This window comes from Streptomyces sp. NPDC050423 (assembly GCF_040655445.1).
GTDB lineage: Bacteria > Actinomycetota > Actinomycetes > Streptomycetales > Streptomycetaceae > Streptomyces.
On sequence record NZ_JBFAJY010000020.1, the window covers coordinates 115932 to 126252 of the forward strand.

The 10321-nt window shown below is 66.9% G+C and carries 11 protein-coding genes; 7 read left to right on the top strand and 4 right to left on the bottom strand.

The window, feature by feature from the left end; all coding sequences use genetic code 11:
• The first annotated feature begins 206 nt into the window (after window positions 1-206).
• Genes AB0I52_RS17235 through AB0I52_RS17255 form a run of 5 tightly spaced genes read left to right on the top strand, consistent with a single transcriptional unit; the run spans window position 207 to window position 5456 of the window.
• The gene (locus tag AB0I52_RS17235; protein ID WP_024494000.1) at window positions 207-935 is read left to right on the top strand and encodes a TnsA-like heteromeric transposase endonuclease subunit; all 729 of its coding nucleotides are present in this window, start codon (window positions 207-209) and stop codon (window positions 933-935) included.
• Window positions 932-3088, top strand: coding sequence for a helix-turn-helix domain-containing protein (locus tag AB0I52_RS17240; protein ID WP_363073344.1), 2157 nt, complete (start codon window positions 932-934; stop codon window positions 3086-3088). The genes AB0I52_RS17235 and AB0I52_RS17240 overlap by 4 nt, the downstream gene beginning before the upstream one ends.
• Complete coding sequence (locus AB0I52_RS17245; protein WP_363073346.1) at window positions 3075-3533, top strand: hypothetical protein; 459 nt, start codon at window positions 3075-3077, stop codon at window positions 3531-3533. The genes AB0I52_RS17240 and AB0I52_RS17245 overlap by 14 nt, the downstream gene beginning before the upstream one ends.
• Window positions 3431-4282, top strand: a complete 852-nt coding sequence (locus AB0I52_RS17250) for a TniB family NTP-binding protein (RefSeq protein WP_363073348.1) — start codon at window positions 3431-3433, stop codon at window positions 4280-4282. The genes AB0I52_RS17245 and AB0I52_RS17250 overlap by 103 nt, the downstream gene beginning before the upstream one ends.
• On the top strand, window positions 4212-5456 hold the full coding sequence (locus tag AB0I52_RS17255; RefSeq protein WP_363073350.1) for a TniQ family protein: 1245 nt from the start codon (window positions 4212-4214) through the stop codon (window positions 5454-5456). Before AB0I52_RS17250 ends, AB0I52_RS17255 begins: the two co-directional genes overlap by 71 nt.
• 15 nt (window positions 5457-5471) lie before the next feature.
• On the opposite strand, the gene AB0I52_RS17260 is transcribed toward AB0I52_RS17255, so the two are convergent.
• The gene (locus AB0I52_RS17260; protein ID WP_363073352.1) at window positions 5472-5828 is read right to left on the bottom strand and encodes a hypothetical protein; all 357 of its coding nucleotides are present in this window, start codon (window positions 5826-5828) and stop codon (window positions 5472-5474) included.
• Between the two features lie 82 nt (window positions 5829-5910).
• On the opposite strand from AB0I52_RS17260, the gene AB0I52_RS17265 reads away from it, so the two are divergent.
• Window positions 5911-6213, top strand: coding sequence for a hypothetical protein (locus AB0I52_RS17265; RefSeq protein WP_363073374.1), 303 nt, complete (start codon window positions 5911-5913; stop codon window positions 6211-6213).
• A gap of 42 nt (window positions 6214-6255) precedes the next feature.
• The gene (locus AB0I52_RS17270; RefSeq protein ID WP_363073354.1) at window positions 6256-6672 is read left to right on the top strand and encodes a LysR family transcriptional regulator; all 417 of its coding nucleotides are present in this window, start codon (window positions 6256-6258) and stop codon (window positions 6670-6672) included.
• On the opposite strand, the gene AB0I52_RS17275 is transcribed toward AB0I52_RS17270, so the two are convergent.
• Genes AB0I52_RS17275 through AB0I52_RS17285 form a run of 3 tightly spaced genes read right to left on the bottom strand, consistent with a single transcriptional unit; the run spans window position 6669 to window position 9009 of the window.
• Window positions 6669-7583 (bottom strand): NADP-dependent oxidoreductase, encoded by a 915-nt coding sequence (locus AB0I52_RS17275; protein WP_363073356.1) that lies wholly within the window; start codon window positions 7581-7583, stop codon window positions 6669-6671. The two genes, AB0I52_RS17270 and AB0I52_RS17275, sit on opposite strands and share 4 nt — an antisense overlap.
• The gene (locus AB0I52_RS17280; protein ID WP_024494953.1) at window positions 7580-8041 is read right to left on the bottom strand and encodes a cupin domain-containing protein; all 462 of its coding nucleotides are present in this window, start codon (window positions 8039-8041) and stop codon (window positions 7580-7582) included. The genes AB0I52_RS17275 and AB0I52_RS17280 overlap by 4 nt, the downstream gene beginning before the upstream one ends.
• Before the next feature lie 14 nt (window positions 8042-8055).
• Window positions 8056-9009: a helix-turn-helix domain-containing protein gene (locus tag AB0I52_RS17285; protein WP_363073358.1), complete on the bottom strand. Its 954-nt coding sequence runs from the start codon at window positions 9007-9009 to the stop codon at window positions 8056-8058.
• Window positions 9010-10321: the final 1312 nt, after the last annotated feature.

Sequence of the window (10321 nt, forward strand, 5' to 3'; positions counted from 1 at the left end):
TCCCAGATCCCCTGTCCTCGTCCCAGCGGTGGTGTCCACCGCGTGGCCAATAGGACAGGGGGATGGGATTCATGCCCAGTGTGCGAGTAGTTCCCCTCTTTGTGTACAGGACCTCCCCGGTCGTCGTCTGCGTACGCGGCAGGGGCAGGACTTCGGCGTCCGGCGGCCAGTGGGGTCGCCTCGGAACGCACGGGGTTGATGGTCTGATGGGTACAGCGGTGGCCGCACCGGTACGGCTGAGTGTCCGGCGTGATGACGTGGCCGTGGTGGATGACCTGGAGTGGTCGTCGGTGCCGCTCGGGCTGCTGCGGGAGGCTCGGCCCTGGCGGACGTTCCGCTGGTTCAAGGGACAGCAGCACTATTCGGGCACGTACTGGTCGGCCACCATGGGCGACCACGTGATCTACGAGTCGCGGCTGGAGCTGGGGCGGCTGCTGTTCGCTGACTTCGCCCCAGAGGTGCGGCACATCGTCGCCCAGCCGTTCCTGCTCAAGACCGATGTTGACGGCAAGATCCGCAAGCACATCCCGGACTACCTGCTGCTGACAGACGACGGTCCGGTGGTCGTGGACGTCAAGCCGCGCCGCTGGCTTCAGAAGCCGGAGGTCGCCTTCACCTTCGCCTGGACGCGCGAGGCGGTCGCGTCGCGCGGGTGGCAGTACGAGGTGTGGAGCGAGCCGGATCCTCACGTGCTGGAGAACATCCGGTTTCTGGCCGGCTACCGCCGCGACTGGCTGTTCGACCCTGATCTGGTGGCCGCGCTGCGGACCGCTGATCTGGACGGGATGCCGCTGGGCGATGCCTTCCGGCTGCTGCCGGAGTGTCCCCAGCCGCTGGTGAAGTCCGCGGTGCTGCACCTGTTGTGGTCCGGGCATGTGACGACCGCACTGGACCGGCCGCTGAGCGCTGCGCACGTGTTGCGGAGGGCCGCATGAGCGGGGCGGCGACGAAGCTGGGGGTCGGCACGCACTTCCGGCTGGACGGCGAGACGGTCGAGGTTGTGGAGTTCGCCAGCCTGGCCACGGGCATGGAGGTCGTCCTCAAGGACGGACGCAACCGACTGGCCCGGATGTCGCTGCGCGAACTGCTGACCTCCGATCGCGTCGAGCTGATCCACGACAGGTCGGGCCCGTCTGCCGCCGATGACGAGGACGTCGCCGCGGTGGTGCTGAGCCGGCTGACCAAGGACGAGCAGAAGGACGTCCTGAAGCGGACCGCGCACGTCCGGGAAATGCTGACGGGCTATCGCTCTGGCAGCGAGGACCTTCCGCAGCCTAATGAACCGCGCCCTCAGTACGCCGCCGGGTTGCCGCTGAAGGCCCGGTATGAGGCCAAGGCGGTGGAGATGGGAGTAACCGAGCGCACGGTGCGCCGGTGGGCCCGCGCCTTCCGCGAATTCGGCGAGGCGGGGCTGGTGCCGAAGACCGCGCAGTCGGACGGCGGGCTGGGCAACGCCGACCCGCGCTGGGTTGAGGCCGCGGTAGAGGTGCTGAAGGAGTACGAGCGGGAGTCGCGGCCCTCGGTGAAGGTGGTGCTGGAAGAGGTCGAGGCCCGCGTCAAATCCACGTTCAAGCTGGTGAAGGTGCCGGTGCCACCGCGGACGACGGCATATCGGTGGATGCAGGAGCTGGAACGGCGCCATCCGACCTTCCGGCTGAGTACCCAGCGCAACCGGGACATCGCCGACCGCCCGCGGAAGGTCTACGGCAAGCTGCGGCCCACGCGGCCGGGCGAGTACGTGCTGATGGACACCACCCGGCTCGATGTGTTCGCCCTCGACCCTGTGACGTTGCGGTGGATGCAAGCGGAGCTGACCGTTGCGATGGACTGGTACACCCGCTGCATCATCGGCCTGCGGGTGACACCGGTGTCGACGAAGGCGATCGATGCCGCGGCCGTTCTCTATCAGGCATACCGTCCCCAGTTGGTTCCGGAGAGCTGGCCGAGAGAGGCCGCCTGGCCCGAGCACGGGATTCCGCGCGGGGTTCTGGTGGAGGCCGAGGCCGTCCACGGGCCCGTCACCGGGGTATGGGGGCCGAAGGTGGCGCCGGAGACGCTGATCGTCGACCACGGAAAGATCTACGTGTCGGCGCATCTGACCAGCGTCTGCCGCCGGATGGGGATCTCGGTGCAACCAGCGAGGCTGCGGACGGGCCGGGACAAGGGGCCGGTGGAGCGGTTCTTCCGCACCCTGCGGGAAGACCTGCTGCAGCGGCTGCCCGGCTACAAGGGACCGGACATCCACTCGCGTGGGCTGAACCCGGAGAAGGACGCCTTCTTCTTTCACCACGAGTTGGAGGCGATCATCCGCGAGTGGACCGCAGTGACGTATCACCGCAGGCCACACGAGGGCCTGCTCGACCCGCATCTGCCGAAGGTGGAGTTGTCGCCGGCGGCGATGTTCGAGCACGGCCTCGCGCGGGCGGGCTACATCGAGGTGCCTCGCGACCCGCATCTGGCCTACGAGTTCCTCGACGTCACGATGCGGACCGTCCAGCACTACGGCGTCGAGATCAACGGCCGCCGCTACAACGGCGGCTGCCTCGATGGGCTGCGGGACATGGCCGGTTCCGACATCGATCTGGACAAGCGGCGGCTGCCGTTCTTCGCCGACCCAGACGACGTCACCCGGATCCACTTCCGTGACCACGAACGCGTCTGGCACACCCTGCAGTGGGAGCACGCCCCCAGCCTGAACATGCCGCTGAGCGAGGAGGCTCTGCAGTTCGCCCGGCGCCTGGCCGCGAAGGAACACACCTACCCCGACGACCGGCTCGCCATCGCCCTGCTGCTGAAGCGATGGAACCTCGGCCTGGGAACATCCCTGGTCGAACGGCGGATGGCGCTGCGGCTCTCCCGTGAACAGACGGCCCTGGACCTCCCAGGAACGCCGGCCGACGACGTGCGGTCGCTGCCGTCGGTCGCCCGCGTGCTGTCCCTACCCGAGCAGCTGGCCCCTCCGCCGATCGAGACCGTCCAGGACCGGGAGCCGGAGGCGGGCGATGACGACGCCGACGGCCTGGAGGAACTGGAAGAGGAACTCGACTTCTACGCCACCGCCCTGAAGGACATCGATGACGACGAGTAAGCGGCCCCGGGCCCAGGGCGAGGAAGCCGATCTGCGCTCGCGACTGGACCACCTCACGCTGTCCCGCAAGGAGGGCTTCGGACGCCTGGCAGACGCACCGCCCCGGCCACGTCCGGAACCTCTGTCCCGTCGGCAGTTGAAGTCGCTGGGAGAGGCGGCCCTTGCCGAATACAACCGCGGGCGCCGAAAGTGGCATGCGAATCTCGGCCCGCTGGTGACACCGCAGATGGAAGAGCTGCACGAAGATCTCTCGGACATCTTCGACAGCAACGACCAGGACAGCGACAAGGTCAAGGGCGGTATCGCACTCGACGCCTTCCCGGGCTGGGCAAGACCACAGCCGTGCTCGCTTTCGCCCGGAAACTCCACCGTCGCATCCTCCAGGAAGAAGGCAAGTACACCGACGAGGGACATGAGCGGTGGCCCGTCTGCCGTGTCGGACTGACCAGCAATACAGGAATGCGGGACTTCAACCGGTCCATTCTTGAGTACTACGGCCACCCAGGACGCTTCCGCGGGACCGCCGCCGACTTCGGCTACCGCGCGCTTGATTCCGTCCTGTCCGCAGAAACGGAACTCTTGATCGTGGACGACCTGCACTTCCTCAAGTGGAGGAACAAGAACGGGATCGAAGTCAGCAATCACTTCAAATACATCGCCAACGAGTTCCCCGTCACCTTGCTACTGATCGGCGTCGGCCTGGAGAAGCGCGGACTGTTCAGCGAAGGCGAAGACTACGAGGACGCAATCCTCGCGCAGACCGGACGCCGGACAACACGACTCGGCATGGCCCCGTTCACGATCGACTCCGAGAAGGGCCGCGCCGACTGGCGCAACACCCTTCTCGCGATCGAAGAGCGCGTCGTCCTTGCGGACAAACACCCCGGAATGATCGCGGACGAGTTGTCCGACTACCTCTTCGCCCGCAGCACCGGCCACATCGGCTCGCTCATGACACTGATCAACCGCGGCTGCCAGAGAGCCGTACGCACCGGCGTCGAGCGCCTGGACAAGAAGCTGCTGAACCAGGTGAAGAACGATTCCGCATCCGAACAAGCACGGGGGAGCTGCAGCAGGCGTTCGACTCCGGCCGGCTGGTCAGCCGGCCAGGAAGCAGGGCCGCGTGAACGAGCTCCGCACCCTGGCCATCCGCGTCCTCCCGCTGCCCGGGGAAAGCATCGACAGCTGGCTTGAGGCCCTTGCCCGACGCTCGTGGACGTCGCTTTCTGCCCTCCTAGAGGCTCTCGGCCACCCCGTCTATGAGCGCACCCACCGCATGCTCGTCGCCCCGTCGTCCGAGATGCTCCGTCAGCTGGAGCTCCAGACAGGGCTGTCCCCGGGTCACCTGGATCAGACCGTCATTCCGCCCGGTCTTGTCGGCCGTTACGCACCCCGCTGGCGGTTCTGCCCGCAGTGTCTGCGTGAATCGGACGGACGCTGGCTCACACGCTGGTGGCTTCCCTGGTCCCTCGCCTGCGCCAAGCACGAGGCACTCCTGCAGAGCGTCTGCCCGAGTTGCCTCAAGGAACCGCGCGAGTTCCTGCCCAGGCCAGTCCACGTCAACACCCCTGGACGCTGCTTGCGCCCCATCGGTCCGCGGAGCCTCTGCGGAGCCGACCTGGGCGCCCTCCCCGCACTGGAGCTGGAACGGGGGCACCCCCTCGCCCAAGCCCAACTCGAACTCGACCGCGTAGGGGTCACCAGGACCACGAATATCAACTCCGTCTTCACACATGCGGAAGAGTGCCTCGACCGGCTGACGCAAGCGATGTCGAACTCAGACCTTCCGGCTCTGGAAAACCTTCTCGGAGAAGCATGGGATCGCCTGTTCATTACGACGCCAATCCCCCTTACCGAGTTCGCCGCCTGGCGACTGCGCGAGCGCGGAAGCAAAATCCTCACCCGTGAACTCCTCCGGCAGGAATACCAGCAAGATGGAAAGCCACTTCGCCAGATCGCTGAGGACTACTCATTGCCTCGTAAATACGTGGTTGAGCGGGCAAGGGAACTCGGTATCCCTGTCTATCGCGGGAACCGGCCACACATCTTCGACGACGAGTGGCTCAGCGATCAGTACGTCAACCGGGCCCGCTCTGCTGATGACCTCGGACAAGAACTAGGAACAAAAGGTGATGTCGTCCGCCGAAGACTCGATCACCTCGGAATCCCGCGCCGCCCGCAATTCATAGGAACCTACACCTGCTGTGGGATCCCGTTTCCCGTGTCGGATACCACGCGGAGATGTCGTAGCCGTGTCGGATCCGACATGTTAGCGGGATTCATGCCTCCTGTTCTTGTAGGGTCTCAGATTTCGCTGCGCAGTCTCACGCTCCGCTTCATATCGGCTGCACTTATGAAGCGGCCGTGAGACAAGCAAGTCGAGTCAGCCCGGCTGCTGAGCGTCTTCTGCTCCGAACTGCGAGCCGATGTTGTTCCACATGAAGCCGTTCTTCCAGTCCGCCTTGTTGGCTGCCCAGCCGAGCATGGCGGTCTGCACCTTCTCCTGGAAGATGGTCCGAGTCTGATAGTGCTCGGCCGCCACGCCGTCCCGGAATTCGAGTTGGTACGTGTTGTCGTCGCGCAGCAGTACCTGGACATACCAGCTGCCCCCCATACCCTCCTCCACGCGTTCCAGGACCAGGTGCGCGTTCCCGCGCTGGAGGTTGGCCAGCATCCTGCCTATCGCCGGTTTCGTGGGCTTCTTCACCACGCGCCCCGCCTCGTCAGTTGCAATCAGCATGGCGTGATCCTCCAACACGGCTCTGACATCGACTCGACGAGTAGCCAGAGGGCTCCGCCATCATGGGCTGGTGACGACATGGATGCGCTGCCATTGGGACGAGGAAGACGTCTGGTTCTACTTCGAGGTCGACACCGAAGGCTGGGTGACCCGGCAGATCGAGCTCGAAGGGCCTGCGCTGACCCCGGTCGCAGCAGCCTCCCTCGCGGAATGGCAGCGGGCCTACGACGCAGGCCGCCTCGACGAGTACGACAGCAGGTTCGGGATCACAGCAGAACTGCCCGTCTCGGAGTGGGAAGGCCATGATCCGGAGCAGCTGACTTCCGAGGAGTTCGAGGAGGTCTGGGACTCAGCTCGTCAGCGGATCACTGCCCGGCCATCATGACTTCCGAAGCGGGCGTGAGGAAATGCCGTCTGCCCCACGACCATGACCCGAAGGGCCAAGCTGCACGGCATCCCCGTGACCAAGGTGAACGGACACACCCGCCCTGAACTTGCGCAGTTGGCCGCTCAGGCCAGAGAGGCACCGGAAATCCTCCGTCCTGCCTTCACGGGGCCCGGCGCGTGGGACCGCCTCCGCGAGTTTGCCGCAGTGTCCCGCTATCGGACGCTCAAGGAAGCCGCCGAAGCACTCGGAACCCACCACACGGCCCTGATCACGAGAGTTGGAAGACTGCGTCGCGAGATCGGACACCCACTTCTCACTCGTACAACCACGGCATCACCGATGAAACTGACCCAGATCGGTGAAGCCGTAGTCGCAGCGATCCACGCCACGGGGCCACGGAACCAAGGATGGCTGTGTGCCGACCTACAGGACACGCCCGAGCTCGGCCCGGCTTAGCTTCCGGCCATGGCGATGACCAGTTTGCCGCCCTTCGGGCGCTGCTCGCGCTCCAGCTCCGTCAGGGCGGGAATCGCCTCGGCCAACGGGACCGTACGGGCGATGGGCAGGCGCAGGGTCCGGGCCACCTCCTCCAGGTCGGCGGTCACCGGTCGGCCCATCATCGCCCGGAACGGGCCGGGCAGTGCGCTTCTGATCATTTTGGCCGGGGTCGGGACGATGTCGACGATGGTTCCGCCGGGCTTCAGCAGCGTTCGGGCCGCGGCGAAGGGAAGCATGCCGGGCGTGTCGAGGACGAGATCGAACCGTTCCGCGAGGGCGGCCGGGTCGAAGCCGAAACCCACGACCGGCTCGACGCCGAGCTCGTGGGCCTCGTCAGCCGCAGGGTTGCGGCAACTGCCGGCGACCGAGGCTCCCCGCGCCCGGGCAAACTGGACGGCGGCCCGGCCCACCCCGCCCAGGCACCCGTTGACGAAGACCGCCTGCCCGGGACGGACCTCCGCCGTGGCCTGGTAGGCGGTCACGCCCACGGTCGGCAGCGCGGCGGCCTGCTCGTACGAAAGGTCCACCGGTTTGAGCACGACCGCCTTCTCCGGGACCGTCACCATCTCGGCGAACGCCCCCGCCTGCCGGAAACGAGCCCCGCCGAGTACCGCGTCGCCGGCCTTCAAGCGGGTGACGCCGGCGCCGACCGCCTCGACGACTCCGGCGAAGTCGTGCCCCATCGCCCGGGGAAAGGAGCGACCGGTCATCAACTTCATCTCGCCGTTGCGCATCTTCCAGTCCAGCGCGTTGGAAGCCGCCGCTCGGACGCGGACGAGAACCTCGTCCGGACCCGGGCGTGGTGGCTCGAACTCAGCGAGCCGCATCACCTCCGGGCCGCCGTAGCGGTCGTATTGAAGGCGCTTCACGAGGCGTATTCGTTCGAGATCTCGGTGGCGTAGTTCTTCCAGAGCGGTTGCATGGTCTCGGCGTTGACCGGCTGCCCGGAATCGATCATGGCCTTGAAGTCGCGGAAGTACTGCACATACAGGTCCGGCGTGAAGGTGTTCAGCATGACCGCGTTCTCGTCGCCGACGTTGGCGAACGTGTGCGGCGCCCCGGTCGGCACGATGACCCAGGTGCCCGGCCCGGCGTCGTATTGGTCCTCGCCGACGGTGAACCGGAAAGTTCCCGCCAGCACGTAGAAGCCCTCGTCATGCTGGGCGTGGCGATGCTGCAACGGGCTCGGGGTGCCCGGCGGAATGGTGACCTCGGCGAACCCCAGCCGGTGGTCGGTGTGCTCGCCGTTCTCCAGGATGCGGATCTGCTGCGCCCCGCTGCCGAGGATCTCGCCCTCACCGGGGCGGACGATGTTTACCTTCGCCACGACTTCTCCTATTGCTATTGCCTGCCTTGGTCACCACCATCCTTGTCCGGGCCGGCTGTGCGCGTCTTGGTCGTCTGTGCACGGTTGCTGGTTACCAGTGCACGGGCGTTGTAGCCGTACGTCGCCTTGAAGAGCTTGCTGAAATGGGTGGGATCGGAGAATCCCCACCGGGCGGCCACGGCGGTGACCGTACGTTTACTTCCGGTCAGCTCGGCCCGGCAGCGCTCCAGGCGGCGACAGCGGATCAGGGCCGCGACGGTGAGCGGCTGGTCCTCGAACAGCTTGTGCAGCCGGCGTACGGATATGTTGTGGGTGGCGGCGATGCCAGGCGGGGACAGATCGGGATCGGCCAGCCGGGTCTCGATGTAGCCGGCGATCCGGCTCCGCAGCCACTCGTCCGGGGCCGGCTGTTCGTCGCCGAGCCGGGCCTCCAGTGCGACCGCGATCAGCTCGACGACGGCCGCCGCCGACCGCAGCGCCTCCGCCTCGCGGAACTCCGTCGCCGACCACGCCGACTCCCGGGCCAGCACGGAGACGAGAGCGCCCGGGCCGTGGCTGCCGTCGATGCGTACGCCGATGAGCCGGTCGATCTGCGCGGGCCGGATCCGAAGCTCCCGGCGCGGAACCAGGATGGTGACGTGCGCCGCGGCGGTGCTCTCGAACCGGAGCGTACGCGTGGGATCGAGCAGTACCAGGTCGGTCGGCCCGAGTTCGGCGTCGCCGCGCCCTTGCTCGATCCGCGTCCGGCCCCGGATCATCACCTTGACCGCCAGGTTCTCGCCGTCGGAGGCGTCGCGCTCCCGCCCGATGCAGGCGCTCTCGGGCGTGTCGAGGGAGACCAGCCGCAGCGGCCCGAGGTCACGGGTGGCGATCCCGCCCCGGAAGCCGGCCCCGGCCAGCTTGTTGACCAGCGGCGGAAACCCGCTGGCGGCCAGCTCGTCCTGAAACGACTCAAGGTTGCCGATCACCGGTCAATGATAACGGCGACACTTCTCCTCAGGCACCTGTTCGGCGGGGGGTTACAGCGGCGCCGGCCCGCATCTGCTCTACCAGGCTCTGGTGCACGCGGTGGACGGCTCAGTCGCGCCGGCGACCGACGGCGCCGAACGGTGAGCGCAGCACCGATATCGGAATCGGTGGCAACCGCCGCGATGGACTTCGAGATGCGTTCACGCTCGTTGGCGGTCAACTGGAGTCCGCTGGTGGACGCGGCTGTGACGGCCAGCCTGCCGACACCCATAACCGCCGGCCGGGTACCGGGTTGCGAAGCCCCGTCATCTTGAGCGCCGGCCGGTAACGTCTGGTGAGCACCACCGCAGTCACCGCCGCAAAGAACGCGGCAGCGAGGATCGCGCGTGGTTTTCGTGATCGCATGAATGAGTGTCTCTTTTGCCGGTCAGCCTAGCGTTATGCGCGCACGACGCTGGGAAGCCGGGAATGGGAACGGCACCGATGCTCGGACAGATCGGACCTGCCGATCTGCGGTCGGCGGCATCGTTTCGACGTTCGAGGCCGGTCACTCGGTGTAACCCCGCGCGGTCTGGCGAGGTGGGTGAAATCGGGACTCTGTTCAAACGGCGTGGATGTCGATCAGCGGAGCCGGTCGATTGTTGAGCTCGCGGGATCGCGCTCACCAGCCCGGAACGCAGCTACTACCGCTCAGAAATCATCATCGCCGCCATCGTGTTATGGCTGCGTGCCGACCTACAGGACACGCCCTAGTCCATACCAACCGTCGCCTCAATGGGGCCTGGACCCAGCGCTACGAACACGGCGTTCCCGTCAGTGACCTTGAACCCGTCGAGGTCGATGGCACGACCGGGACGCCGGCCCATTTCAAGCCGGACGAGTCGCTGGGTTCGGTGCCCCTGCCGGAGGATGCCGATCTTTCGCGCCTGGCCACAGCCTGGCCTCATCTAGAGGTTCAGGTCAATGACCAGCGGCTGCGGCGTCACGGGCCGAGGTCCGCCGACTGGAGCCGCCATCAGTGAGCGGCCGTTGGCTCTTCCGTTCGCTGAGGAAAATGACACGAAAGCGGGACTGTCTCACTGGCACGACCGCGGAATCCGGCCTGAAAGTGCAGGTCACTGCAGCTCCAGAGGACACGGCTCGCCGGAACCTACACGTGACGGCGACGCCGCGGTGTGCCGGAGGGCGCACCGCGGCGGGGGGCGGGCGGCCGGGGGCCCCCCGCCGGGGCGGCCGGGGGCCGGCCCGACGGGGGCGCGGGGCGCGGGGCGTCGCCCCAACCGCCAGGAGCCGGCGGACCACGCCCGCGCG

Coding starts and splice junctions, on each gene's coding strand:
- AB0I52_RS17235 (WP_024494000.1), top strand. CDS start 207: ATGGGTACAGCGGTGGCCGCACCGGTACGGCTGAGTGTCCGGCGTGAT.
- AB0I52_RS17240 (WP_363073344.1), top strand. CDS start 932: ATGAGCGGGGCGGCGACGAAGCTGGGGGTCGGCACGCACTTCCGGCTG.
- AB0I52_RS17245 (WP_363073346.1), top strand. CDS start 3,075: ATGACGACGAGTAAGCGGCCCCGGGCCCAGGGCGAGGAAGCCGATCTG.
- AB0I52_RS17260 (WP_363073352.1), bottom strand. CDS start 5,828: ATGCTGATTGCAACTGACGAGGCGGGGCGCGTGGTGAAGAAGCCCACG.
- AB0I52_RS17265 (WP_363073374.1), top strand. CDS start 5,911: ATGCGCTGCCATTGGGACGAGGAAGACGTCTGGTTCTACTTCGAGGTC.
- AB0I52_RS17270 (WP_363073354.1), top strand. CDS start 6,256: ATGACCCGAAGGGCCAAGCTGCACGGCATCCCCGTGACCAAGGTGAAC.